25 protein-coding genes are annotated in these 25,188 nt (G+C 71.0%); 15 read left to right on the forward strand and 10 right to left on the reverse strand.

What is annotated here, in order from left to right:
- The first annotated feature begins 172 nt into the window (after positions 1-172).
- The 4 genes from OG897_RS24495 to OG897_RS24510 all read left to right on the forward strand — a co-directional run bounded on the left by OG897_RS24495 (position 173) and on the right by OG897_RS24510 (position 2,876).
- Positions 173-1,732, forward strand: a complete 1,560-nt coding sequence (locus OG897_RS24495; RefSeq protein WP_266660457.1) for an acyl-CoA carboxylase subunit beta — start codon at positions 173-175, stop codon at positions 1,730-1,732.
- Between the two features lie 21 nt (positions 1,733-1,753).
- Positions 1,754-1,969: an acyl-CoA carboxylase epsilon subunit gene (locus OG897_RS24500; RefSeq protein WP_266659353.1), complete on the forward strand. Its 216-nt coding sequence runs from the start codon at positions 1,754-1,756 to the stop codon at positions 1,967-1,969.
- A gap of 71 nt (positions 1,970-2,040) precedes the next feature.
- Positions 2,041-2,169, forward strand: a complete 129-nt coding sequence (gene mmpB, locus OG897_RS24505) for a morphogenic membrane protein MmpB (RefSeq protein ID WP_266659354.1) — start codon at positions 2,041-2,043, stop codon at positions 2,167-2,169.
- Positions 2,170-2,267: 98 nt separating this feature from the next.
- A complete protein-coding gene (locus OG897_RS24510; RefSeq protein ID WP_266659355.1) occupies positions 2,268-2,876 on the forward strand; it encodes a nucleoside triphosphate pyrophosphatase in 609 nt (202 codons plus the stop codon).
- On the opposite strand, the gene OG897_RS24515 is transcribed toward OG897_RS24510, so the two are convergent.
- A complete protein-coding gene (locus tag OG897_RS24515; RefSeq protein ID WP_266659356.1) occupies positions 2,857-3,336 on the reverse strand; it encodes a hypothetical protein in 480 nt (159 codons plus the stop codon). The two genes, OG897_RS24510 and OG897_RS24515, sit on opposite strands and share 20 nt — an antisense overlap.
- 391 nt (positions 3,337-3,727) lie before the next feature.
- On the opposite strand from OG897_RS24515, the gene OG897_RS24520 reads away from it, so the two are divergent.
- Together OG897_RS24520 and OG897_RS24525 are read left to right on the forward strand one after the other, a co-directional pair.
- Positions 3,728-5,482 carry a biotin carboxylase N-terminal domain-containing protein gene (locus tag OG897_RS24520; protein ID WP_266657889.1) on the forward strand — a complete coding sequence of 585 codons (1,755 nt, stop codon included), beginning with the start codon at positions 3,728-3,730 and terminating at the stop codon, positions 5,480-5,482.
- A 263-nt stretch (positions 5,483-5,745) separates the two neighbouring features.
- Positions 5,746-6,378 (forward strand): TetR/AcrR family transcriptional regulator, encoded by a 633-nt coding sequence (locus OG897_RS24525; RefSeq protein ID WP_266659357.1) that lies wholly within the window; start codon positions 5,746-5,748, stop codon positions 6,376-6,378.
- On the opposite strand, the gene OG897_RS24530 is transcribed toward OG897_RS24525, so the two are convergent.
- Both OG897_RS24530 and OG897_RS24535 read right to left on the reverse strand, forming a co-directional pair.
- A complete protein-coding gene (locus OG897_RS24530) occupies positions 6,375-7,358 on the reverse strand; it encodes a DeoR/GlpR family DNA-binding transcription regulator (RefSeq protein WP_266659358.1) in 984 nt (327 codons plus the stop codon). The two genes, OG897_RS24525 and OG897_RS24530, sit on opposite strands and share 4 nt — an antisense overlap.
- 182 nt (positions 7,359-7,540) lie before the next feature.
- Positions 7,541-8,977: an NAD(P)H-quinone dehydrogenase gene (locus OG897_RS24535; RefSeq protein WP_266659359.1), complete on the reverse strand. Its 1,437-nt coding sequence runs from the start codon at positions 8,975-8,977 to the stop codon at positions 7,541-7,543.
- A 318-nt stretch (positions 8,978-9,295) separates the two neighbouring features.
- On the opposite strand from OG897_RS24535, the gene OG897_RS24540 reads away from it, so the two are divergent.
- From OG897_RS24540 to OG897_RS24550, 3 genes are all read left to right on the forward strand, one after another.
- Positions 9,296-9,733, forward strand: a complete 438-nt coding sequence (locus tag OG897_RS24540) for a gamma-glutamylcyclotransferase (RefSeq protein ID WP_266659360.1) — start codon at positions 9,296-9,298, stop codon at positions 9,731-9,733.
- Positions 9,734-9,844: 111 nt separating this feature from the next.
- On the forward strand, positions 9,845-10,654 hold the full coding sequence (locus tag OG897_RS24545; RefSeq protein WP_266659361.1) for a purine-nucleoside phosphorylase: 810 nt from the start codon (positions 9,845-9,847) through the stop codon (positions 10,652-10,654).
- A gap of 262 nt (positions 10,655-10,916) precedes the next feature.
- Positions 10,917-12,581: a phospho-sugar mutase gene (locus OG897_RS24550; protein WP_266659362.1), complete on the forward strand. Its 1,665-nt coding sequence runs from the start codon at positions 10,917-10,919 to the stop codon at positions 12,579-12,581.
- A 96-nt stretch (positions 12,582-12,677) separates the two neighbouring features.
- On the opposite strand, the gene OG897_RS24555 is transcribed toward OG897_RS24550, so the two are convergent.
- Positions 12,678-13,370 carry an alpha/beta hydrolase gene (locus OG897_RS24555; RefSeq protein WP_266659363.1) on the reverse strand — a complete coding sequence of 231 codons (693 nt, stop codon included), beginning with the start codon at positions 13,368-13,370 and terminating at the stop codon, positions 12,678-12,680.
- A 155-nt stretch (positions 13,371-13,525) separates the two neighbouring features.
- On the opposite strand from OG897_RS24555, the gene OG897_RS24560 reads away from it, so the two are divergent.
- The gene (locus OG897_RS24560) at positions 13,526-13,729 is read left to right on the forward strand and encodes a hypothetical protein (RefSeq protein ID WP_266659364.1); all 204 of its coding nucleotides are present in this window, start codon (positions 13,526-13,528) and stop codon (positions 13,727-13,729) included.
- 121 nt (positions 13,730-13,850) lie between these two features.
- Here OG897_RS24560 and OG897_RS24565 read toward each other — a convergent pair whose 3' ends face one another.
- Genes OG897_RS24565 through deoC form a run of 3 tightly spaced genes read right to left on the reverse strand, consistent with a single transcriptional unit; the run spans position 13,851 to position 17,165 of the window.
- Positions 13,851-14,774: an aldehyde dehydrogenase gene (locus OG897_RS24565; protein ID WP_266659366.1), complete on the reverse strand. Its 924-nt coding sequence runs from the start codon at positions 14,772-14,774 to the stop codon at positions 13,851-13,853.
- Complete coding sequence (locus tag OG897_RS24570; protein ID WP_266660459.1) at positions 14,767-16,203, reverse strand: aldehyde dehydrogenase family protein; 1,437 nt, start codon at positions 16,201-16,203, stop codon at positions 14,767-14,769. Before OG897_RS24570 ends, OG897_RS24565 begins: the two co-directional genes overlap by 8 nt.
- Positions 16,203-17,165: a deoxyribose-phosphate aldolase gene (gene deoC, locus OG897_RS24575; protein WP_266659368.1), complete on the reverse strand. Its 963-nt coding sequence runs from the start codon at positions 17,163-17,165 to the stop codon at positions 16,203-16,205. Before deoC ends, OG897_RS24570 begins: the two co-directional genes overlap by 1 nt.
- Positions 17,166-17,432: 267 nt before the next feature.
- Between deoC and OG897_RS24580 the strand changes: the two genes are divergently transcribed.
- Positions 17,433-18,107 carry a PH domain-containing protein gene (locus OG897_RS24580; RefSeq protein ID WP_266659370.1) on the forward strand — a complete coding sequence of 225 codons (675 nt, stop codon included), beginning with the start codon at positions 17,433-17,435 and terminating at the stop codon, positions 18,105-18,107.
- A gap of 85 nt (positions 18,108-18,192) precedes the next feature.
- Here the strand turns inward: OG897_RS24580 and OG897_RS24585 are convergent, their stop codons facing one another.
- Positions 18,193-19,296, reverse strand: a complete 1,104-nt coding sequence (locus OG897_RS24585; protein ID WP_266659372.1) for a hypothetical protein — start codon at positions 19,294-19,296, stop codon at positions 18,193-18,195.
- Between the two features lie 255 nt (positions 19,297-19,551).
- Entirely contained in the window at positions 19,552-19,962 is a 411-nt protein-coding gene (locus OG897_RS24590; RefSeq protein WP_266659374.1) for a hypothetical protein, read from the reverse strand.
- Between the two features lie 176 nt (positions 19,963-20,138).
- Here OG897_RS24590 and OG897_RS24595 point away from each other — a divergent pair, with 176 nt between their 5' ends.
- A complete protein-coding gene (locus tag OG897_RS24595; RefSeq protein ID WP_266659376.1) occupies positions 20,139-20,798 on the forward strand; it encodes a uridine kinase in 660 nt (219 codons plus the stop codon).
- A gap of 303 nt (positions 20,799-21,101) precedes the next feature.
- On the opposite strand, the gene OG897_RS24600 is transcribed toward OG897_RS24595, so the two are convergent.
- Positions 21,102-21,950, reverse strand: a complete 849-nt coding sequence (locus OG897_RS24600) for a SigE family RNA polymerase sigma factor (RefSeq protein WP_266659378.1) — start codon at positions 21,948-21,950, stop codon at positions 21,102-21,104.
- Positions 21,951-22,337: 387 nt separating this feature from the next.
- Here OG897_RS24600 and afsQ1 point away from each other — a divergent pair, with 387 nt between their 5' ends.
- Genes afsQ1 through OG897_RS24615 form a run of 3 tightly spaced genes read left to right on the forward strand, consistent with a single transcriptional unit; the run spans position 22,338 to position 25,167 of the window.
- On the forward strand, positions 22,338-23,015 hold the full coding sequence (afsQ1, locus tag OG897_RS24605) for a two-component system response regulator AfsQ1 (RefSeq protein WP_189820919.1): 678 nt from the start codon (positions 22,338-22,340) through the stop codon (positions 23,013-23,015).
- Positions 23,012-24,532, forward strand: a complete 1,521-nt coding sequence (locus OG897_RS24610) for a cell wall metabolism sensor histidine kinase WalK (protein WP_266659381.1) — start codon at positions 23,012-23,014, stop codon at positions 24,530-24,532. Before afsQ1 ends, OG897_RS24610 begins: the two co-directional genes overlap by 4 nt.
- Positions 24,532-25,167, forward strand: coding sequence for a hypothetical protein (locus tag OG897_RS24615; protein ID WP_266659383.1), 636 nt, complete (start codon positions 24,532-24,534; stop codon positions 25,165-25,167). The genes OG897_RS24610 and OG897_RS24615 overlap by 1 nt, the downstream gene beginning before the upstream one ends.
- Positions 25,168-25,188 lie beyond the last annotated feature (21 nt).

Below are 25,188 nucleotides of genomic sequence, written 5' to 3' on the forward strand. Positions count from 1 at the left end.
GTTACGCTACGGACCAGTAGCCGTCCGTACCGTCGCCGTTGACACCGTGCGTGCCGTTGACGCAGTCGAAGCAGGGAGCCGCAGCCCCGTGTCCTCACCCGCAGAACCCGCAGACTCCGCAGTCTCCGCAGAGAACCCCACCGCGAACCCCACCGCGAACGCGGAACTCGACATCCACACCACCGCGGGGAAGCTCGCCGACCTCGGCCGCCGCATCGACGAGGCCACCCACGCGGGTTCCGAGCGCGCGGTCGAGAAGCAGCACGCCAAGGGGAAGCTGACGGCGCGCGAGCGGATCGAACTCCTCATGGACGAGGGCTCGTTCGTGGAGCTGGACGAGTTCGCCCGGCACCGCTCGACCAACTTCGGCATCGAGAAGAACCGCCCGTACGGAGACGGAGTGGTCACCGGTTACGGAACGGTCGACGGCCGCCCGGTCTGCGTCTACTCGCAGGACTTCACCATCTTCGGCGGCTCGCTCGGCGAGGTGTACGGCGAGAAGATCGTCAAGGTCATGGACTTCGCGCTGAAGACCGGTTGCCCGGTCATCGGCATCAACGACGGCGGCGGCGCCCGCATCCAGGAAGGCGTGGCGGCCCTCGGCCTCTTCGCCGAGATCTTCCGCCGCAACGTCCACGCCTCGGGCGTCGTCCCGCAGATCAGCCTCATCGTCGGCCCGTGCGCCGGCGGGGCGGTCTACTCCCCGGCCATCACGGACTTCACGGTGATGGTCGACCAGACCTCGCACATGTTCATCACCGGTCCCGACGTCATCAAGACCGTCACCGGCGAGGACGTCGGCTTCGAGGAACTGGGCGGCGCACGCACCCACAACACCACCTCGGGCGTCGCGCACCACCTGGCGGGCGACGAGAAGGACGCGATCGAGTACGTCAAGTCCCTCCTCTCCTACCTCCCCTCCAACAACCTCTCCGAGGCCCCCGCCTTCCCCGAGGAAGCCGACCTGGAGACCTCGGACGAGGACCGCGAGCTCGACACGCTCATCCCGGACAGCGCGAACCAGCCGTACGACATGCACACGGCGATCGAGCACGTCCTGGACGAGGGCGAGTTCCTCGAAACCCAGTCCCTCTTCGCGCCGAACATCCTCACCGGCTTCGGCCGGGTCGAGGGCCACCCGGTGGGCATCGTCGCCAACCAGCCGATGCAGTTCGCCGGTTGCCTCGACATCGACGCCTCCGAGAAGGCCGCGCGCTTCGTCCGCACCTGCGACGCCTTCAACGTGCCCGTCCTGACCTTCGTGGACGTCCCCGGCTTCCTCCCGGGCGTCGACCAGGAGTACGGCGGCATCATCCGCCGAGGCGCGAAGCTCATCTACGCGTACGCCGAGGCCACCGTCCCCCTCATCACGGTCATCACCCGCAAGGCGTTCGGCGGCGCGTACGACGTCATGGGCTCCAAGCACCTGGGCGCGGACCTCAACCTGGCCTGGCCGACCGCCCAGATCGCGGTCATGGGCGCGCAGGGAGCCGTCAACATCCTGCACCGCCGCACGATCGCCGCCGCCGACGACCAGGAAGCGACCCGCGCCCAACTCATCTCCGAGTACGAGGACGCCCTCCTCAACCCCTACGTGGCGGCCGAACGCGGCTACGTCGACGCCGTGATCATGCCCTCGGAGACCCGCCGTCACATCGTCCGCGGCCTGCGCCAGCTCCGCACGAAGCGGGAGTCCCTCCCCCCGAAGAAGCACGGCAACATCCCCCTCTAGCCAGCAAGGGAGTCCGTCCTCATGACCGACATGATCAAGGTCGTACGGGGCAACCCGACCCCGGAGGAGCTGGCCGCCGCACTGGCGGTGGTCCAGGCCCGCGCCGCGTCGGCGGGCACCGCGGCACCGGGCCCCTCCGCTCCCCGCCCCGCGTGGTCCGACCCGGCGAGGGTGGCGGCCCACCGGCTGCCGCGACCGGGGCCGACGGCGTGGGGCCGGACGTACTGGCCGAACTAGTCATTCCGCACCGTGGCGCCTGAGTACACGTACTCAGGCGCCACGGCCGTCCCGGCCGCAGTATCGATTGCATGCTGTGGTCCGACCCGAAGAACGAGCCCCCCAAGGAACTGCGCGACATGCAGGTGATGCTGCGCAGGGCGGGAGTGCTGCTTGCCCTGGCGATGGTGGTGGCGATGTTCGTGGCAGGCATCCGCTGAGGACTGCCGCCGGTACGGATACCCCCTGACGGACGGGGGCGGCCGGAGCGAGCGACCGCCCGGCCGCTCGCAGCACCCCGGGTGGCTACCCTGGCCCCATGAGCGCCCCCACCCGCCGACGCCTCGTCCTCGGTTCCGCCTCCCCCGCCCGCCTCGGCCTCCTCCAGCAGGCCGGCCTCGCCCCCGAGGTCATCGTCAGCGGCGTCGACGAGGACGCCCTCACCGCCCCGACCCCGGCCGAGCTCGCCCTCGTACTGGCGACGGCGAAGGCGGACACGGTCGCCGCGCTCCCCGAAGCCTCGGACGCCCTCGTGATCGGCTGCGACTCCGTCCTGGAGCTCGACGGCCAGGCCCTCGGCAAGCCGGACGACGCCGAGGACGCCACCGCCCGATGGAAGGCCATGCGGGGCCGTTCCGGCGTCCTCCAGACCGGTCACTGTGTCATCGACACGGCCACGGGCCGCCGCGCCTCGGCGACCGCCTCCACCACGGTCCACTTCGCCGACCCCTCCGACGAGGAGATCGCCGCCTACGTCGCGACCGGCGAACCCCTCCACGTGGCGGGCGCGTTCACCCTGGACGGCCGCTCCGCGCCCTTCGTCCGGGGCATCGAGGGCGACCCGGGCAACGTCATCGGCCTGTCCCTCCCGCTCCTGCGCACCCTGCTCGCCGAACTGGACGTGTCCATCACGGACTTGTGGGCCTGAGTCCGGGAGCGGGAGTCGGCCCCACGGGCCCCTCGGGCTCCCCCGCTCCCGCCCCCGCCGCCCGCTTCCCGTACATCAACAGACTCAGCACGATCAGCCCCACCACGACCATCATCCAGACGAACGCCCACCAGCTCACGAGCCCGACCGACGCCGCCCCCAGCACCCCGTGCACCACGGCACACACGATCAACAGAATCCGCACGGGCCTCGCGAGCACCCGGTCCTGAACCGCCGTGACCAGCAGGAACACCCCGCATACGGCCAGGAACAACCCGGCCACCCCACCCAGCACCCACGCACCCGCCGCCATGGCATCGGGGTCGAGCCCCGCCAGCGACATCGACTGCCCCTCGACGACCCGCCCCAGCACGTAGTTGACGAAGACGATGCCGACCGCCTCCAGGAACAGCACGAGCGCCGTCACGGCGGCTATCGGCCTGCGCGCCACGGCGCCCACCCACTTCCGTACAGAACTGCCGTACTGACTCCGGTACGAGGACTGCCGCGCAGGCTACTAACCGGTAATGCCCACGACAAGAGGTGGAGCGCACCCCCGCCCCGGCGGACGGCCCGCCACTCCCCCCGTAGAGCAAAGAACACCCCGCACCTTCGTAGGGACCCCACAAAGAATCCCCTCGCCGCACTGGCCACCCGGACAGAGACCTTGGCCACATCACAGAGTTACTGTGCGATGAGGTAACCCGTCGTACCGTGGTACGACAAGGGATTTCGCGACTCCAGCGCGCCTCGAATAACACTCCGTGTGGGCAAGCTCACCATTGGGGACGGGTCGTAGGGCCGTGTAGGCAGTCCCTAAACTCAGCTTGTTTCACAAGGAGGGAGCCATCGTGCGCAAGGTGCTCATCGCCAACCGAGGCGAGATCGCTGTCCGTGTTGCCCGGGCCTGTCGGGATGCCGGGATCGGGAGCGTGGCTGTTTACGCCGATCCGGACCGGGATGCTCTGCATGTGCGGGCGGCTGACGAGGCGTTCGCTCTGGGCGGTGACACTCCGGCCGCGTCGTATCTGGACATGGCGAAGGTGCTGCAGGCCGCGAAGGACTCGGGTGCGGATGCGGTGCATCCGGGGTACGGGTTCCTGTCGGAGAACGCGGAGTTCGCCCAGGCGGTTCTGGACGCGGGGCTGACGTGGATCGGTCCGCCGCCGCAGGCCATCCGTGATCTGGGTGACAAGGTGGCCGCCCGGCATATCGCGCAGCGTGCGGGGGCCCCGCTGGTGGCGGGCACCCCCGATCCGGTCTCCGGTTCGGACGAGGTGGTGGCGTTCGCGGAGGAGCACGGGCTGCCGATCGCGATCAAGGCGGCGTTCGGTGGTGGCGGGCGGGGGCTGAAGGTCGCCCGCACCCTGGAAGAGGTCCCCGAGCTGTATGACTCGGCCGTGCGGGAGGCGGTTGCGGCGTTCGGGCGCGGGGAGTGCTTCGTGGAGCGTTACCTGGACAAGCCGCGGCATGTGGAGACCCAGTGCCTGGCCGATACGCACGGCAATGTGGTGGTGGTCTCGACCCGTGACTGCTCGCTCCAGCGCCGCCATCAGAAGCTGGTGGAGGAGGCCCCGGCTCCGTTTTTGACCGAGGAACAGAACGCGGAGCTGTACGCGTCGTCCAAGGCGATCCTGCGCGAGGCGGGTTATGTCGGCGCGGGCACGGTGGAGTTCCTGGTCGGGGCGGACGGCACGATCTCCTTCCTGGAGGTCAACACCCGCCTCCAGGTGGAGCACCCGGTGACCGAGGAGGTGTCCGGGATCGATCTGGTGCGGGAGATGTTCCGGATCGCTGACGGTGAGGCTCTGGGCTACACGGATCCGCCGGTGCGCGGGCACTCCTTCGAGTTCCGTATCAACGGTGAGGACCCGGGCCGGGGTTTCCTGCCCGCTCCGGGTACGGTCACCCGTTTCGCTCCGCCGTCGGGTCCCGGGGTGCGGCTGGACGCGGGGGTGGAGTCGGGCTCGGTCATCGGCCCCGCCTGGGACTCCCTGCTGGCGAAGCTGATCGTGACGGGGGCGACCCGTGAGCAGGCCCTGCAGCGGGCGGCGCGGGCGCTGGAGGAGTTCCAGGTGGAGGGCATGGCCACCGCGATTCCCTTCCACCGTGCGGTGGTGGTGGACCCGGCGTTCACCGCTGACCCGTTCACCGTGCACACCCGGTGGATCGAGACGGAGTTCGCCAACACCATCCCCGCGTTCACCGTGCCCGGTGGTGAGGGTGACGAGGACGAGTCGGGCCGCGAGACGATCGTCGTGGAGGTCGGCGGCAAGCGTCTGGAGGTCTCCCTGCCGTCGTCGCTGGGCATGACGCTGGCCCGTACCGGGCTGGCCGCCGGTGCCAAGCCGAAGCGGCGGGCCGCGAAGAAGGCGGGCTCCGCCGCGTCCGGCGACACCCTCGCCTCGCCGATGCAGGGCACCATCGTGAAGGTCGCGGTCGAGGAGGGCCAGCAGGTCAACGAGGGCGACCTGATCGTGGTCCTGGAGGCCATGAAGATGGAACAGCCCCTCAACGCCCACCGGGCGGGCACCGTCAAGGGCCTGGCCGCCGAAGTCGGCGCCTCGGTCACCTCCGGCGCCCAGATCTGCGAAATCAAGGACTGACCCCCGAAGCGAGAGGAGGGAGAGGCTGCGGAGCAGCCCTCCCTCCAGGGGCGCGGGGCTGTATCGATGTGCGGCTCCGCAACGTGGGCGCGCCCAGCCACGACGAGACCCGCGCAGACCCGAGACCAGCCGCGCGGCGATCGCTTGAGGTGAAGGGGCGGGGAGGACTCAACGCGCCGGAGGCGGGCGGGGGTCCAGGGCGGAGCCCCCGGGCAGTGACACCAACCACCCACCCGCCACCCCTCAATGGCATGCTGGACGCCATGGCGACCAGTCCCCCCACCACCCCCCACCAAAGATCCCGCCCCATGCGCGCCGACGCCCGCCGGAACTACGAGAAGCTCCTCTCCGAAGCCCGCACCGCATTCGCCGAGCACGGCACGGACGCGTCACTCGAAGAGGTCGCCCGGCAGGCCGGAGTCGGCATCGGCACGCTGTACCGCCACTTCCCCACCCGGCACGCCCTGATGAGCGCGGTCTTCCAGGGAGCCGTGGATGAACTCCTCGCCCGCGCGCACGAGTTGGCGGACGCGGAAGCCCCCTGCGAGGCCCTCGTCAGCTGGCTGCGCGCCATCATCACTCATGCGGGTGAGTACCGGGGCCTGGCCCGAGCCCTCATGTCCGCCTCCGGAACGGACGGCGACACGGGCGGCCCGGCATCGGCCCTCACGTCCTGCTCCAACCCCATGCGGGAAGCAGGCACGACCCTCCTCGTACGGGCCCAGCAGTCCGGAGCCGTACGCCCGGACGTGCCCATCCGGGACCTGATGCAGCTGACGAACGCGATCGCGCTCGCCGCCGAACAGTCTCCGGGTGACCCGGAGTTGGCCGACCGGCTCCTGTCCCTGGCGGTACGGGGCCTGCGACCCCGCACCGAAGGAACCCCAGAAAGCTAACGCCGACGCATATCGGCCACCCGCGCCCGCTCCCCCGCCGCCTGCGCCTGCTGCTCCGCGAGCGCTCCCGCACTGCGCAACGGCGAACCGGGCGCACCCGGGTGCGACCTGCGCTGACCGGGCAACGGCATGTCCCGACGAGGCTGCTGACGGCCCGTCGGGACGCCATCACCCCCCGGTCCGGACGCCCCCGCACCGCCCGTGCCCGCGACGGCGATCTGTACGCCCTGGTCGGCGAGCGCCTGCAACTCCGTACCCGCGCGATCGTCGTGGGGCGGCGGCTCGTCGGTCACCAGCCGCGTGATCACGTCGGTCGGCACCGTCTGGAACATGGTGTCGGTACCGAGCTTGGTGTGGTCGGCGAGGACCACCACCTCCGCCGCCGCCTGCACCAGGGCCCGGTCGACGCTCGCCGAGAGCATGTTGGAGGTGGACAGGCCGCGTTCGGCGGTCAGGCCACTGCCGGACAGGAAGGCACGGGACACCCGCAGCCCCTGGAGGGACTGCTCGGCACCGCTCCCGACCAGCGCGTAGTTGGAACCCCGCAAGGTCCCACCGGTCATGACGACTTCGACACGGTTGGCGTGCGCCAACGCCTGGGCGACCAGCAGGGAGTTGGTGACGACGGTCAGCCCGGGAACCCGGGCCAGGCGTCTCGCCAGCTCCTGCGTGGTCGTACCGGCGCCGACGACGATGGCCTCCCCCTCCTCCACGAGTCCCGCGGCGAGGTCGGCGATGGCCGTCTTCTCCGCGGTCGCGAGGTGGGATTTCTGCGGAAAGCCGGACTCGCGGGTGAACCCGCCCGGCAGTACCGCACCGCCGTGCCGGCGGTCGAGGAGTCCTTCTGCCTCCAGCGCCCGCACGTCCCGCCGTACGGTCACTTCGGAGGTCTGGACGACGCGGGCGAGCTCACGGAGCGAAACCGCCCCGTTGGCCCGCACCATTTCGAGGATCAATTGACGACGTTCTGCAGCGAACACGAAACTGACAGTAACCTGACCGGCCGATAGTTTTCAGCAGTTTGCGCCGAATAACAGAAGTTGGTCGCAAACGGTGACCGAAGGTGGTATAGGGGTTTCGGCACGACTGTGGGGTGCGTCCGGAACAGGCTCCGGCCGCACCCCACTTCGCGGAACTCCGCGTAACTCCCCGTACGAAACGGTCAGTTGTCGCCCGTCTTGCGCGTGTGCAGCTGACGCGCGACCTCCGCGAGGGAGCCGGAGAGGGACGGGTAGACGGTGAACGCCTTTGCGATCTGTTCGACCGTCAGACTGTTGTCGACGGCGATCGAGATCGGGTGGATGAGTTCGCTCGCACGGGGGGCGACGACGACGCCGCCCACCACGATCCCCGTACCCGGGCGGCAGAACAGCTTCACGAAGCCGTCCCGGATGCCCTGCATCTTGGCGCGCGGGTTGCGCAGCAGCGGCAGCTTGACGCCGCGCGCGTCGATGCGGCCCGCGTCCACGTCCGCCTGCGTGTAGCCGACGGTGGCGATCTCGGGGTCGGTGAAGACGTTCGAGGAGACCGTCTTGAGGTCCAGCGGAGCGACCGCGTCACCGAGGAAGTGGTACATGGCGATACGTCCCTGCATCGCCGCGACCGAGGCGAGGGCGAAGACGCCGGTGACGTCTCCGGCCGCGTACACGCCGGGGGCGGAGGTTCGCGAGACCCGGTCGGTCCAGATGTGACCGCTGTCCTTGACCTTGACCCCGGCCTCCTCCAGGCCCATGCCCGCGGAGTTGGGGATGGCGCCGACGGCCATCAGACAGTGCGAGCCGGAGATGACGCGGCCGTCGGCCAGGGTGACCTCCACACGGTCGCCGACGCGCTTGGCGGAGGCGGCGCGGGAGCGGGCCATGACGTTCATGCCGCGCCGGCGGAAGACGTCCTCCAGTACGGCCGCCGCGTCCGGGTCCTCGCCCGGCAGCACGCGGTCGCGCGAGGAGACGAGGGTGACGCGGGAGCCGAGCGCCTGGTACGCACCGGCGAACTCGGCACCGGTCACACCGGAGCCGACCACGATCAGCTCCTCCGGGAGCTCGTCGAGGTCGTACACCTGCGTCCAGTTGAGGATGCGCTCGCCGTCGGGCAGCGCGTCCGGGATCTCGCGGGGGTGCCCACCGGTCGCGATCAGTACGGCGTCGGCCGTCAGCCGCTGCTCCGTACCGTCCGCCGAGGTGACGACGACGGTCCGCGAGCCGTCCATGGCCTGCTGGCCCTCCAGCCGGCCGCGCCCCCGCATGACCCGCGCGCCCGCACGGGTCACGGAGGCGGCGATGTCGTGCGACTGCGCGAGCGCGAGCCGCTTCACCCGGCGGTTGACCTTGCCGAGGTCCACTCCGACCACCCGCGCGGCCTGTTCCTCCGGCGGGGTGTCGTCGGCCACGAGGATGCCCAGCTCCTCGTACGAGGAGTCGAAGGTCGTCATCACCTCGGCCGTGGCGATCAGGGTCTTGGAAGGCACGCAGTCGGTCAGCACCGACGCCCCGCCGAGTCCGTCGCAGTCGACGACGGTCACCTCTGCGCCGAGCTGGGTGCCCACCAGGGCCGCCTCGTACCCGCCGGGTCCGCCGCCGATGATCACGATCCGGGTCACGAAAAGTCCGCCTCGCGTTCGCTTGAGCTTGAGTCTGGGTGTCACTGGGTGTCACTTGGTGTCACGTGAGTGCGCCGCGACTCCGCCCGGCCCGTCCTGCCTGCCCCGGCCGGGGTCCCGGGGGATCGCCCCGGAGGAGTGCAGTACGTACTTCATTGTCCCGCACCCGGGCGGGGGCTTCGCCCCGGGGCCCTCCATACGGGAACTCGGGGGGCCGGCCGGGCGTTGTAACGCCTTCTCCCGGGCGCCCTCACCTCTTCCGGTACGAGATCGCTTCTGTCCGTACGGGATCGGCGGCCCTCCCGTACCCTCGGAGCCATGTCGCTCTACGCCGCGTACGCCGGCAACCTCGACGCGCGGCTGATGTCCCGCCGCGCCCCGCACTCGCCGCTGCGCGGCACGGGCTGGCTCAACGACTGGAGACTGACCTTCGGCGGTGAGCAGATGGGCTGGGAGGGCTCGCTCGCCACGGTGGTCGAGGCCCCGCGCTCGCAGGTCTTCGTCGCCCTGTACGACATCGCACCGATGGACGAGGACTCCATGGACCGGTGGGAGGGCGTCGGCCTGGACATCTACCGCCGGATGCGGGTCCGCGTGCACACCCTGGACGGCGAGGAAGCCACCTGGATGTACGTGCTGAACGGGTACGAGGGCGGGCTGCCGTCCGCCCGGTACCTGGGTGAGATCGCGGACGCGGCCGAGTCGGCGGGGGCGCCGCACGACTACGTGATGGAGCTGCGGAAGCGTCCCTGTTAGGGGCGCGGGCTGCTCGGGCGGGGCTTTCGTAAGAAAGTCCAACGCAACAATCGGGTTGCCGTCCGCCGCGACATCTACGCGCGTAGGGCTGGAGCGGCTACCCTCTTCCGCGTGAACGCATCTGTTATTTCGGACCCCCACGCCGCCGCCGACGCCGCGGCCGCGCGCCTGCGCGAGCTCACCGGCGCCGACTCCCATGACGTCGCCCTCGTGATGGGCTCCGGCTGGGCCCCCGCGGTCGACGCCCTCGGTGAGCCCGAGAACGAATTCCTCGTGACCGAGCTGCCCGGCTTCCCGCCGGCCGCCGTCGTCGGCCACGGCGGCAAGATCCGCTCGTACAAGATCGGCGAGAAGCGGGTACTGGTCTTCCTCGGCCGGACCCACTTCTACGAGGGCCGGGGCGTGGCCGCGGTCGCGCACGGCGTCCGCACCGCCGTCGCCGCGGGCTGCAAGACGATCATCCTGACCAACGGCTGCGGCGGTCTGCGCGAGGGCATGCGCCCCGGGCAGCCCGTCCTGATCAGCGACCACCTGAACCTCACGGCCACCTCGCCGATCATCGGTGCGAACTTCGTGGACCTGACGGACCTGTACTCGCCGCGACTGCGTGCGCTGTGCAAGGAGGTGGACGAGACGCTGGAGGAGGGTGTCTACGTCCAGTTCCCCGGCCCGCACTACGAGACTCCGGCCGAGATCAACATGGTCCGGGTCATGGGCGGTGACCTGGTCGGCATGTCCACGGTGCTGGAGGCCATCGCGGCGCGCGAGGCGGGGGCGGAGGTGCTCGGCATCTCGCTGGTCACCAACCTCGCCGCCGGTCTGTCCGGTGAGCCGCTGAACCACGAGGAGGTGCTCCAGGCCGGTCGTGACTCGGCGGCTCGGATGGGGAGCCTGCTGGCGCGGGTGCTGGAGCGGATCTAGCGGATCTCGCGGGGGCGGGGCGGTGTGGGTGGGTTCGCACGTGCGGGCCCGTCGTGGCTGGCCGCGCAGTTCCCCGCGCCCCTGGGTGCCTCCGCCTAGCCCCCTTGGGCAGCGGGGCCGCCCCCCGGGGGCGGGACGGGTGGGCAAGGGGGCGGCCCCCTCGCTCCCGCCCCGCCCCGGTTCCGTCCCGGCCAGCCCGGGTACCGGCCTCACACCGCACCGAGGCCCCGCCCCAACCTCGTATCCCCCGAAAGGCGAACCAGTGCCCCAGGACACCACCCAGGACCTCCTCGCCCGTGCCAGCGCCTGGCTCGCCGAGGACCCCGACCCCGAGACCCGCGACGAGCTCGCCAAGCTCATCGACACCCGGGCCACGGAAGAGCTCGCGGACCGCTTCTCCGGAACCCTCCAGTTCGGCACCGCCGGGCTGAGGGGCGAGCTGGGCGCGGGTCCCATGCGCATGAACCGCTCCGTCGTCATCCGCGCCGCCGCCGGTCTCGCCTCGTACCTGAAGAAGCAGCCCGCGCACCCCCGCTCCACCGACGACCTCGTCGTCATCGGCTACGACGCCCGGTACAAGTCCGCCGACTTCGCGCGTGACACGGCGGCCGTGATGACGGGGGCCGGTCTGCGTGCCGTACTGCTGCCCCGGCCCCTTCCCACCCCCGTACTGGCCTTCGCCATAAGGCACTTGGGCGCGGTGGCGGGAGTGGAAGTGACGGCGAGTCACAATCCGCCGCGTGACAACGGGTACAAGGTGTATCTCGGGGACGGGTCCCAGATCGTTCCCCCGGCGGACATCGACATCGCCGCCGAGATCGACGCGGTCGAGTCCCTGAACGACGTGCCGCGCCCCGACGACGGCTGGCTGGTCCTGGACGAGGAGGTGCTGGAGGCGTACCTGGCGCGCACGGACGCGGTCCTGACGCCCGGCTCCCCCCGCACCGCCCGCACCGTCTACACGGCCATGCACGGCGTCGGCAAGGACGTCCTCCTCGCCGCCTTCGCCCGCGCGGGCTTCCCGGAGCCCGTCCTCGTCGCGGAGCAGGCCGAGCCCGACCCCGACTTCCCGACCGTCGCCTTCCCGAACCCCGAAGAGCCCGGCGCGATGGACCTGTCCTTCGCGATGGCCCGCCGTACGAACCCCGATCTCGTCATCGCCAACGACCCGGACGCCGACCGCTGCGCGGTGGCGGTCCCGTACGAGGGCGACTGGCGCATGCTGCGCGGCGACGAGGTCGGCGCGCTGCTCGCCGCGCACATCGTCCGCAAGGGCACAGCGGGGCCTGACGCCGTCTTCGCCGAGTCGATCGTCTCGTCCTCGCTGCTCGGACGGATCGCCGAGAAGGCGGGCATCGGGTACGAGGAGACCCTGACCGGCTTCAAGTGGATCGCCCGCGTCGAGAACATCCGTTACGGGTACGAGGAAGCGCTCGGCTACTGCGTCGACCCGGCCGGAGTCCGCGACAAGGACGGCATCACCGCCGCCCTCGCCATCACGGAACTCGCCTCCGAGCTGAAGGAAGAGGGCCGCACCCTCCTCGACCTCCTCGACGAGCTGGCCGTCACCCACGGCCTGCACGCCACCGACCAACTCTCGGTCCGCGTGGAGGACTTGAGCATCATCGCCAACGCGATGGCCCGGCTGCGAGCCACTCCTCCGACCCAGCTCGCGGGCCTGCCCGTGACCTCCGCCGAGGACCTGACGCAGGGCACGGCCACCCTTCCCCCGACGGACGGGCTGCGCTACCGCCTCACCGGCGCCCGGGTGATCGTCCGCCCGTCCGGCACCGAGCCGAAGCTCAAGTGCTACCTGGAGGTCGTGGTCCCGGTCGCGGACGTCTCCGCCCTCCCGGCGGCCCGCGCCCGGGCGGCCGAGACCTTGGCCGCCATCAAGCGCGACCTGTCTTCGGCGGCGGGTATCTGACGCACCGTCACACCGTCCCACAGAAGTCCCGCCCCCGGCCCTGACCGGGGGCGGGACTTCTCGTCGTACGGGCAACAGCGCCAACGGGCCGCCGACTCAACCGAGTTCGTTCGCCGCCGCCTCGATGAGGTCGGTGACCGGACCCGGCTGCGAGGCCAACGAGGCGTGGCTCGCGTCGAGTTCGACGGTCTTGCGGGGCTCCATCCGCTGCGCCATGCGGCGCTCGTTGTCCGGGTGGATCATGCGGTCCTGGGCGGACACCTGGTACCAGGTCGGCTTCTTCCGCCAGGCCGGGGACGTCACGTTGTCGCCGAAGGTGGAGCCCAGGGGCGCCTTCTGGGTCACGCCCATGACCAGCCCCTCCTCCGGCGTCAGGTCCTGGCAGAAGCTCTCGTGGAACTTCTCCTGCCTGACCCAGAGGTAGCCGTCGGAGTCCGGCGCGATGTTCTCGAACGCGGCGGGCGGATTCTCCTGGCTGATCTGCCCGGGGCTCTCGCCCGCGTCCGGGGCGAAGGCCGCGACGTAGACGAGACCCGCGACGTTCGGCAGGTCCCCGGCCTCGGTGATCACCGCACCCCCGTAGGAGTGGCCGACCAGCAGCACGGGGCCTTCGACCTGCTTCACCATCTGCTGGGTGCGCGCCGCGTCGTCCGCGAGCGAGGTCAGCGGGTTCTCGACGGCGTGGAGGTCGGTGAAGCCCCGCCGGTTCAGTTCGACGATGACCTTCGACCAGTGGGCGGCCCCGCCCCAGAAGCCGTGCACCAGGACAACAGTGGGCTTGGCGGCCATGGAGACCCGCCCCTTTCGCGTAGGAGACCCACCCCTCGCGAACACGGTAGACGCCGCTCTGCACCACCGCGACCTCAACGGAACCCCACCCGCTGCGGCAAGTCGTCGGCCCCGTACGCACAATGATCACTCGATCAGCACGAGCAGGGGGCTTTGTGAAGCAGGACGAGTGGTACGGGGACAGCGCGGGCACGGGCAGGGACGGGAGCACCGCCGAGGTGCGGGCGACGCGGAGCCGGTCCGCGCTGGCCCTGCGCGTGGTGCTGCTCTCCCTGCTGGGCGTCGCGGCCCTGGTGGCCGTCGGCGTGATCCTGGTGAGCATCTCCTTCGTCGCCTCGGGAAACGCCCAGGCGCCCTGAGCCGGGCGCGGGACGGCCCGGGACGGCCCGGGACGGCCCGGGACGGAAGAGCCCCCGCCCTCCCCGGACGGGGGAGGACAGGGGCTCTGGTCCGCTCAGCTCAAACCGCCTCGGTACGGCCTCAGTACGCCGAGCCCGACGCGCCCAGCGAGCCCGTCGGGTGCCAGACCGTCTTGGTCTCCAGGAAGGCGGTCAGCCGCTCCGTGCCCTGCGGTGCCGTCCAGTCCTGGGAGGCGGCGGGGCGCAGCACGCGCTTGAGGTTGTCCGCCGCCGCGATCTCCAGGTCACGGGCCAGGTCGGTGCCCGCGCCCGCTCCCGTGAGGTCGATCGCGTTGACGTCCTGGTGGGCGGCGAGGGAGGGGGCGATCTCCGATGCCCTGCCGGTCAGGATGTTGATGACGCCGCCCGGAAGGTCGGAGGTCGCCAGGACCTCGCCCAGGGAGAGGGCGGGGAGCGGGGCGGACTCCGAGGCGATCACGACGAGCGTGTTGCCCGCCGCGATGACCGGGGCGATCGTCGAGACCAGGCCCAGGAAGGAGGAGTCCTGGGGGGCGACGACGGCGACGACGCCGGTCGGCTCCGGGGTGGAGAGGTTGAAGAAGGGGCCCGCGACCGGGTTCCCGCCGCCCGCGATCTGGGCGATCTTGTCGGTCCAGCCCGCGTACCAGACCCAGCGGTCGATCGCCGCGTCGACGACCGCGCCCGCCTTGGACTTGGACAGGCCCTCGGCCTCGCCGACCTCGCGCACGAACTGCTCGCGGCGGCCTTCGAGCATCTCCGCGACGCGGTAGAGGATCTGGCCCCGGTTGTACGCCGTCGCGCCGGACCAGCCGCCGAACGCCTTGCGGGCCGCGACCACGGCGTCCCGGGCGTCCTTGCGGGAGGCGAGGGGCGCGTTGGCGAGCCAGTTGCCCTTACTGTCCTGCACTTCGTACACCCGGCCGCTCTCGGAACGCGGGAACTTCCCGCCCACGTACAGCTTGTAGGTCTTGAAGACGCTCAGCCGCTTCGCGTCGGACTGCTTCACGTCAGTCGTCTCAGACATCGAGGTACGCCTCCAGGCCGTGGCGACCGCCCTCGCGGCCGTAACCCGACTCCTTGTAACCGCCGAACGGCGAGGTGGGGTCGAACTTGTTGAATGTGTTGGCCCAGACGACGCCCGCCCGGAGCTTGTTCGCGACCGCGAGGATGCGCGAGCCCTTCTCCGTCCAGATGCCGGCGGAGAGGCCGTACTGCGTGTTGTTGGCCTTGGCGACGGCCTCGTCGGGCGTACGGAAGGAGAGGACCGACAGCACCGGGCCGAAGATCTCGTCCCGCGCCACCGTGTGCGCCTGGGTGACGTTCGTGAAGAGCGTCGGGGCGAACCAGTAGCCGGAGGACGGGAGTTCGCACGGGGCGGACCAGCGCTCCGCGCCCTCCGCCTCGCCCGTGTCGGCCACGGCCTTGATGCGGGCGAGCTGCTCGGCGGAGTTGATCGCGCCGATGTCGGTGTTCTTGTCCAGCGGGTCACCGAGGCGCAGCGTCGACAGGCGGCGCTTCAGCGCGTCCAGCAGCTCGTCCTGGATCGACTCCTGGACCAGCAGGCGCGAGCCCGCGCAGCAGACCTGGCCCTGGTTGAAGAAGATGCCGGTGACGATGCCCTCGACGGCCTGGTCGATGGGCGCGTCGTCGAAGACGATGTTCGCGCCCTTGCCGCCCAGTTCGAGGGTGACCTTCTTGTTCGTGCCCGCGACCGAGCGGGCGATGGCCTTGCCGACGCCGGTCGAGCCGGTGAAGGCGACCTTGTTGACGTCCGGGTGGTTGACCAGGGCCGCGCCCGTGTCGCCGTAACCCGGAAGGATGTTGACGACGCCGCGCGGCAGGCCCGCCTGGCGGCAGATGTCCGCGAAGAACAGCGCCGAGAGCGGCGTGGTCTCGGCGGGCTTCAGGACGACCGTGTTGCCGGTGGCGAGCGCCGGGGCGATCTTCCAGGCCAGCATCAGGAGCGGGAAGTTCCAGGGGATGACCTGGCCCGCGACGCCCAGCGGGCGGGGGTTGGCGCCGTAGCCCGCGTGGTCGAGCTTGTCGGCCCAGCCCGCGTAGTAGAAGAAGTGCGCGGCGACCAGGGGCAGGTCGGCGTCCCTCGTCTCCTTGATCGGCTTGCCGTTGTCCAGCGTCTCCAGGACGGCCAGCTCGCGCGAGCGCTCCTGGATGATGCGGGCGATGCGGAAGAGGTACTTGGCGCGCTCGGAGCCCGGCAGCGCGGACCACTTCTCGAACGCCCTGCGGGCGGCCTTCACGGCGCGGTCCACGTCGTCATGGCCCGCGAGGGCCACCTCGGACAGGACCTCTTCGGTGGAGGGGCTGACGGTCTTGAAGACCTTGCCGTCGGACGCCTCGGTGAACTCGCCGTCGATGAACAGGCCGTAGCTCGGCGCGATGTCGACGACTGCGCGCGACTCCGGCGCGGGTGCGTACTCAAAAGTCATGCGGATCAGTCCACCGTCACGTAGTCGGGGCCGGAGTAGCGGCCCGTGCTGAGCTTCTGACGCTGCATCAGCAGGTCGTTGAGCAGGCTGGATGCGCCGAAGCGGAACCAGTGGTTGTCCAGCCAGTCCGCGCCCACGGTCTCGTTGACCAGCACCAGGAACTTGATCGCGTCCTTGGTGGAGCGGATGCCGCCGGCCGGCTTCACGCCGATCTGGATGCCGGTCTGCGCGCGGTAGTCCCGTACGGCTTCCAGCATGAGGAGGGTGTTGGGGGGCGTGGCGTTGACGGCCACCTTGCCCGTCGAGGTCTTGATGAAGTCGGCACCGGCCAGCATCCCGAGCCAGGAGGCACGCCGGATGTTGTCGTACGTCGACAGCTCGCCGGTCTCGAAGATGACCTTGAGGCGGGCCTTGTCCCCGCACTCCGCCTTCACGGCGACGATCTCCTCGTAGACCTTGAGGTAGTGCCCGGCGAGGAAGGCTCCCCGGTCGATCACCATGTCGATCTCGTCCGCGCCCGCCTCGACGGCGTCGCGCACGTCCGCGAGCTTGATGGGCAGGGCGGCGCGTCCGGCCGGGAACGCGGTGGCCACGGAAGCCACCTTGATCCCCGTCCCGGCGAGGGCCTCCTTGGCGGTGGCCGCCATGTCGGGATACACGCAGATCGCGGCGACCCTCGGGGTCGTCCGGTCCGTCGGGTCCGGGTGGGCGCCCTTGGCGCACAGCGCCCGGACCTTGCCCGGGGTGTCCGCGCCTTCGAGCGTGGTCAGGTCGATCATCGAGATGGCCAGGTCGATGGCGTACGCCTTGGCCGTGGTCTTGATCGAGCGCGTGCCGAGCGCGGCGGCGCGGGCCTCCAGGCCGACGGCGTCGACGCCGGGCAGCCCGTGCAGGAAGCGGCGCAGTGCGCTGTCGGACGCGGTCGCGTCGACAAATGCGGATGCGGGAGCGGATGCAGAGGTGGGCATGGTCACCACTGGAGCATATCTACGCGCGTAGCGGCCTGTACACCCCGTAGGGAAAAGGGGGCCACCCCGTAGGGAAAAGGGGGCCACCCCGTAGGGAAAAGGGGGCCACCCCGTGGGGAAAAGGGAGGCACCGCGTAGGGAGAAGAGGGGCAACCCCGTGGGGAAACGGGAGGCACCCCGTGCGGAAAACGGGGCAGAAGGGAGCCGCGTCACACACCCGGGACAGGGGCTTCGGCTCCACAGCCCCTGTCAGGCAGAATCGGGCGCATGACAAGCACCGGCCCCTCTTCCTCGTCCGGCGGTACCGGCGGCTCCGGCGGTCCCGACGAGCCGGCGTACGCCGACCGCGTCTTCCGCTCCGGCGCAGCCGTCTTCTGGGGCTGCGCCATGCTCGCCGTCGCCGCCTGGCTCTGCATCGACGCGATCGTCCGGAGCCCCGCCCTCACGGCGTGGAAGGTGGTGGCCGGTCTGCTCTTCGCCGTGCCGCTGGTGGTCGCCTTCACCATCAGGCCCGCCGTGTACGCGGGTGCCGACCGGCTCCGCATCCGCAACCCGTTCCGTACGATCTCGCTGCCGTGGGCGTCGGTCGACGCGGTCCGCACCGGTTACTCCAGCGAGGTGCTGGCCGACGGGGCGAAGTACCAGATGTGGGCCGTTCCGGTGTCGCTCCGCCAGCGCAAGAAGGCCGTCCGCAACCAGTCGCGGGCCGCTGCCCACGACGACCCCGCGGGCAGCCGCACCCCGTTCGGCCGGACCTCGGGCGCGGAGCGTCCGACGGTCGCGGCGAGCGACCAGATCGTCCGCGACCTCCAGAGCCTCGCGGAGGGCCAGGCGTCCCGTCCCTCGGCGCAGGGGAAGCCGTCGGTGCGGTGGGCACTGGAGATCATCGCGCCGTGCCTGGTGGGCCTCGTGGCGTTGGTGGTACTGCTCACGACGTCGTAGCCGTCGACGCCACAGCGGTTACGGACGCGGGGCGCGGCCAAGGAAACGCCCCGCCCCACCCCGTCCGCTTACGGGGCGTTCGCCCTTATGGGGCACTCGTCCACACCAGCGCCATGTACGCGCCGAAGTACGCCGAGAAGAGCGCCGCGCCGCCCACCACCAGCACCGTCGCAGGTATCCGCGCCCGTGCCCTGCTGAGCGCCAGGGCGATTGGCAGCAGCAGCGGGAAGGCCGGGAGCAGGAAGCGGGCGCGCGGGAAGTACACGCCGTCCGTCCCCAGGACGATCAGCACCAGCACCCCGCTGTACACGAGCAACGGCAGCGGCAGCCGCTCGACGGCGGCGCACCACACGAACAGCACGACCGCCGCGAGCATCACCCCGGTGACGACGACCAGGAAGAGCGGCGGCCTGACCTCGTGGGCGAGGAGCCCGCGCATGGCGCGGAGGGTCTGCGCCCCGCCGTCCCAGGTGTTGTTCCAGCGCCGCTGTACGGCGAAGTAGCCGTCCCAGCGGCCCGTACGCACCCCCACCCAGCCGACGTAACCCACCCACCCCATCGGGGCGAGCAGCCCCGCCACGAACGCCCGCCGCCTCCCGCTGCACACGGCCGCGACCACGACGGCGGCGGCGACGGCGATGCCGGTGGGCCGGGTGAGACCGGCGAGGCAGGCGAGGCTCGCCGCTGCGATCCAGCGCCCGGTCAGCACCGCGTACAGACACCACGCGGCGAGTGCCGTGAACAGCGACTCCGTGTACCCCATCCACTGCACGAGCCCGACGGGGTACGCGCTCCAGAGGGCGGCGAGGAGGGTGCCGACGCGGCGGCCGTGGAGGTGGTCGCCGACAGCGAAGACGCCCCAGGCGGCGGCGAAGGAGGCCGTGACGGCGAGGAGGAGTCCGGTGGTCTCGGTGGTGCCGGGAAGGACGCGTCCGGCACCTCTCACGAGGAGGGGATGGAGCGGGAAGAAGGCGTACCCGTTGAGGACGTCGTAGCCGCGCTCGACGACGCGGGCGTACCAGATGGAGTCCCAGGAGGCGGCGAGCAACGTCCGCACGCCGCGTCCGCGGAGGTGCGCCCAGGGGGTGAGGACGGCGAGGCCGAGGAGGTGGACGGCGAGGTGGGAGAGGAGGGCGGGGGCGGCGTGACGGAGAGGGCTTCGTGGCGGGGCGGGAGCGGTGATCGTCATGGGAGGCGAGGTTCCCTCGGAGGGACGGGCCGTGCCGACGGCTGGGGGGGGGAGGCTGCGAAGCAGTCCTCCAGGGGCGCGGGGAACTGCGCGCCCAGCCACAACACACCCGCACGCATCCGGGACAGCCGCGCGGCGAGCGCTTTAGGCGAAGGGGCGGGCAGGGGCCTCATCCCGCCGAAGGCGGGCCGGGGGCCCGGGGGCGGAGCCCCCGGCAGTAACCCCAGCCCCCACCCGCCCGCGCGGACCCCCCGCCTACCCAGGGAGCACGGAGGCCACCGCCCCCACCACCGGCAGGTCCTTCAGCCCGCCCCCCTTGGCCAGAGCCCCCGTCGCCGCCCCCGTGGTCACCGGCTTGAAGTCCGCCACCTGCGTCCCCACCGTGTTGTTCAACGGATCGACGTCCGTCCCGGCCAGCGGGTCGAGCCGGATGTTCTTGGCCGGACCGAGCCCTCCCGCCGCCGAGTGCGTGAGCGCACCCGTGAGCGCCTCCCCCGGACTCGTACCGAATTCACCGAACTCCTGACCGACCCCCGCCGAGGGAGCCGAGGGAGCGGCCTGCGCCGCACCCGCCCCCGCCGTCAGCGCGGCACCCACCGCGGTCACGGTCAGCCCGGCCCGGAGGAGGCTGCGGCGCGGGGGCTTGGAAGCTGCGTGGCGTGCCATGGAATACCCGTCTACAGAGGAGGAAAGCAACGAGGGAGGGCGAGGCGGATCACCCGCACGCACATTCCCACATGCGTGATCACATGCACACGCAGCGTAGTCGAACGCCCCCACCCACACCCAACGCCGCCGCCCGAGGAGACCCGGAGGGGGACCATGCCGCACACTTGTCTCCCGTGAGCTCTCCTCCCCTCTCCGCCCGCGTCGTCCTCCTCGCAGGTCCCTCCGGCTCCGGAAAGTCGTCCCTCGCCGCACGCGCCCAACTGCCCGTGCTGCGTCTCGACGACTTCTACAAGGAGTGCACCGATCCCACGTTGCCGCTGGTCACGGGCAGTACGGACATCGACTGGGACTCACCCGGTTCGTGGGACGCGGACGTCGCGGTGGCCGCCATCGAGAAGCTGTGCCGGACCGGCCGGACGACCGTCCCGGTGTACGACATCGCCACCAGCGCACGGGTGGGCGAAGAGGCGCTCGACATCGACCGCACGCCCCTGTTCATCGCGGAGGGCATCTTCGCGGCGGACATCGTGGCCCGCTGCCGCGAACTCGGCGTGCTCGCCGACGCGCTGTGTCTGCGCGGTCGGCCCTTCACGACGTTCCGCCGCCGCCTGCTGCGGGATCTGCGCGAGGGCCGGAAGTCGATGCCGTTCCTGGTGCGGCGCGGGCTGCGGCTGATGCGGGCCGAGCGCGGCATCGTGGCCCGGCACACGGAGCTGGGCGCGCACCCGTGCGGCAAGCACGAGGCGCTGGGCCGCCTCGCCGCTGCGGCCGCGGGGCGGTGTCCGGGTGCGAACGAGCCCGTACGGAGCCCGGCGGAGGCAGAAGCAGCCTGAACCGGCCAGCGGCGGCAGAAGCAGCCTGAACCGGCCGACGGAGGCAGAAGCAGCTTGAACCGGCCGACGGAGGCTGAGGCGGCGGGCTCAGAAGCGGATGCCGAAGCGGGGCAGCACACGAAAACGGGACCCCGTCAGACCCCCCGGCCGACGCGGTCCCGCTCCGCTTCCCCCCGTTCCCCCCCCCGTTCCCCCCGTGTTCCCCCCACTTCCGCCGCCTCCCCCGAAGCGACGGCCCTGCTCCCCCGTGTCCCCCCGTTGCCCGACGGCGAGCAGCTCTCGCCACCGGACATCTCACATCCTTCAGGCGACCAGCTCGCCGAAGGATTCCTCCTCGTCACGGCCGAAGCTGAGGACATCGTCCTCGCGCAGCCGGCGGAGCGACCGCCAGATGCTCGACTTCACCGTGCCGACACTGATGTCGAGGATGTCCGCGATCTCCGGATCGGTGCGGCCCTCGTAGTAGCGCAGGACGAGCATCGTGCGCTGGAGTTCGGGGAGCCTGGCCAGGGCCTGCCACAGGACCGCGCGCAGTTCCGTGCCGCGCATGGCGTCCGTGTCGCCGACCGTCTCCGGCAGCTCCTCCGTCGGGTACTCGTTCAGCTTGCGGCGGCGCCACTGGCTGATGTGCAGGTTGGTCATGGTGCGGCGGAGGTAGCCCCCCACCGCGGCCTTGTCGCTGATCCTGTCCCAGGCGCGGTACGTCGAGAAGAGGGCGCTCTGCAGCAGGTCCTCGGCCTCGAAGCGGTCGCCGGTCAGGTGGTAGGCGGTCGCGTACAGAGAGGCGCGGCGCTCCTGGACGTAGGCGGTGAACTCCGCCTCCGCCGCAGTCGCGTGCGCCCGCTCCCCCGAGCCCTCCCCGTACGTCTCCGGTGTGACGGGCGCTGCCGACGCTCCCCCGAACGTCCCCCCGGCAACTGCCCCGTTCCCCCCGTCGGTCCCCCCGGACCCGTTCCCCCCGTTGCCCCCCAGGGCGTCGACGACCGTCATGTACTGGCTGTACGAAGACGTTCGCTGACGTCCGATGCCGCGACCGCACCCCCGCCCGGTCACAGCACCGGACTTCTCACCGCTACGGACGAGCTCGCTCCGTACGACGTCGTGGAGACGCGTGACAACTGCGCTTGAGTTGGTGCTGTGCAGTGCGTTCATCTCGCGCCCCCCGTCGGTGGAGTCCGTAGCAGTTCGTGTGATGAAGAGCTTGCCTCCGCAGTTTCATGACGAGGTCCGGCGACTGTCACAGGCGCGTCACAGGGCACACCGCGCACCCGGCCGGGGGTCCGGGGGTCGCCCCCGGGCAGACACAGCATGACGAGGTCCGGCGACTGTCACAGGCGCGTCACAGGGCACACCGCGCACCCGGCCGGGGGTCCGGGGGTCGCCCCCGGGCAGACACAGCATGACGAGGTCCGGCGACTGTCACAGGCGCGTCACAGGCCACGTCGCACACCTGTGCCAGCACCGGGCTCTGACCGGGCCCCGGCAATGGGAGCGCTCCAACTGTCGAACTCGTACGCCCCCATGGGCCAGAATGGCCGAGTGCCTTTCCTGTTGCTGATCGAGGACGACGACGCCATCCGAACGGCGCTTGAGCTGTCGCTCACGCGCCAAGGGCACCGTGTTGCCACGGCGGCCACGGGCGAGGACGGTCTGAAACTGCTGCGTGAGCAGCGGCCTGACCTCATCGTTCTGGATGTGATGCTGCCCGGCATCGACGGTTTCGAGGTGTGCCGTCGGATCAGACGCACCGACCAACTGCCGATCATCCTGCTCACCGCCCGCAGCGACGACATCGACGTCGTGGTCGGTCTGGAGTCCGGCGCGGACGACTACGTGGTGAAACCCGTGCAGGGGCGGGTGCTCGACGCCCGCATCCGGGCCGTGCTGCGGCGCGGCGAGCGCGAGGCCAACGACGCCGCGTCGTTCGGCTCGCTCGTCATCGACCGGTCCGCGATGACCGTGACGAAGAACGGCGAGGATCTGCAACTCACCCCGACTGAGCTGCGCCTCCTCCTGGAACTGAGCCGCCGCCCCGGACAGGCCCTGTCCCGGCAGCAGTTGCTGCGCCTGGTGTGGGAGCACGACTACCTCGGTGACTCGCGCCTCGTCGACGCGTGCGTGCAGCGGCTGCGGGCGAAGGTCGAGGACGTGCCGTCCTCGCCGACGCTCATCCGTACGGTCCGCGGTGTGGGCTACCGGCTGGACACGCCTTCGTGAGTACGGTCGCGAAGCGGGCCCTGATCGCCGGGCTGCGCTGGACCAGCCTGCGCCTGCGGCTGGTGGTGGTGTTCGCGCTGGTCGCCCTGACGGCGGCGGTGTCCGTGGCGGGGATCGCGTACTGGCTGAACCGGGAAGCCGTGCTGACCCGCACCCAGGACGGCGCCCTCAACGACTTCCGGCAGTCCATGCAGGACCGGGTGGCCAAGCTGCCGTTGCAGCCCACGCCGACCGAACTCCAGGAAGCCGCCGAGAAGATGGCGGAGGAGAGCGCCAAGCCCGGTTTCAGCGTGCTGCTCGTGGACACCCGGGAGGGCGGCAAGCCGGTCGTGGCGTACTCGGACCTGGACGAGTTCACGCTCGACGACGTGCCGCCGAAGCTTCGGGAGCAGGTCAACCGGGCGCAGCCGATCACGGCGGGCAACGCGTATCCGTACCACCTGTTCTGGGTGCGTACGAATCTGAACAACCAGCCGTATCTGGTGGGCGGCGCGAAGATCATCGGCGGCGGGCCGACCGGTTACATGCTGACCTCGCTCAAGCAGGAGCGGGACGACCTGAATTCGCTCGCGTGGTCGCTGGGGATCGCGACCGGGCTGGCGCTGCTCGGGTCGGCGCTGCTGGCGCAGGCGGCGGCCACGACCGTACTGAAACCCGTGCAGCGGCTGGGAGATGCGGCCAGGCGCCTCGGCGAAGGGAAGCTGGACACGCGGCTGCGGGTGTCGGGGACGGACGAACTGGCGGATCTTTCACGGACGTTCAACCGGACGGCGGCCCAACTGGAGAAGAAGGTCGCGGACATGAGTGCGCGGGAGGAGGCGAGCCGGAGGTTCGTCGCCGACATGTCCCACGAGCTGCGGACGCCGCTCACCGCGATCACGGCGGTCGCGGAGGTGCTGGAGGACGAGGCGGACAGCCTCGATCCGATGATCGCGCCCGCAGTCCACCTGGTGGTGAGCGAGACGCGGCGGCTGAACGACCTGGTCGAGAACCTGATGGAGGTCACCCGCTTCGACGCGGGGACGGCCCGGCTGGTGCTGGACGACGTGGATGTCGTCGACCAGGTGACGGCCTGTCTGGACGCGCGGGCGTGGCTGGACGCGGTGGAGCTGGACGGCGAGCGCGAGATGATGGTGCGGCTCGACCCGAGACGGCTTGACGTGATCCTGGCGAATCTGGTCGGGAACGCCCTGAAGCACGGCGGTTCGCCCGTCCACGTCTCCGTACGGGCGCTCGACGGCGAGCTGGTGATCGAGGTGCGGGACAACGGGCCCGGCATCCCGGCGGACGTCCTGCCGCACGTCTTCGACCGCTTCTACAAGGCGAGCGCGTCGCGCCCCCGCTCCGAGGGCAGCGGGCTCGGCCTCTCCATCGCCATGGAGAACGCGCACATCCACGGCGGCGACATCACCGCCGCGAACTCTCCCGACGGCGGCGCGGTCTTCACGCTGAGGCTGCCCCGGGACCTGGAGCCCGAGGGCCAGTCCGACGACGCGCAGGTGCGGGGGCAGAGCTGATGGACACGACGATGGACAGGACGTCGGTACGTCGTCGAGTCGCGCTCGCGGGTGCCGTGCTCGGCATCCTGGTGGGTGGGACCGGCTGCGGCATCCGCACCACGCAGGTGCCGGTGGACGCCGGGGCCGCGCCGTCCCGGGTGTCCTGCGACGTGCCCGCGAAGAACCCCGGGGAGCAGTCCCAGGCGGGTTCCACGGTGCGGGTGTTCCTGGTGTGCGGGGCGGGGCTGGTGTCGGTGCAGCGGGTGGTGGCGGTGAAGGAGGAGGTGCTCGCCGCGGACCGGATGCGGGCGGCGCAGACGCTGCTGGACGAGTTGCAGAAGGAGCCGACGCCGCCGGAGGAGGCGGCGGGCTTCACCACGGACGTGCGGGGCTCGCTGACGGTGTCCGGGCCCAGGGCGGGCGACCCGCAGCAGGCGCTGCGGCTCAACCGGCAGCCCGACGACCTGCCCACGCACGCGCTCGCGCAGATCGTGTGCACGTACTCCGGGAGTGCGGCCGATGACGGGGGCGGGGCGGTGGAGCTGGGCGGGCCCTCCGAGGATCCGCCTCGCAAGTACCAGTGCACCGCTGCTCTGAAGGCCCGCCCCGAAACCGTCCCCACCCTCCGCGACCTCCGCTCCCCAACCCCCTGACCCCCATCCCTCCGGTCCCCT

The sequence above is a fragment of the Streptomyces sp. NBC_00237 genome (genome assembly GCF_026342435.1).
Lineage (GTDB): Bacteria > Actinomycetota > Actinomycetes > Streptomycetales > Streptomycetaceae > Streptomyces.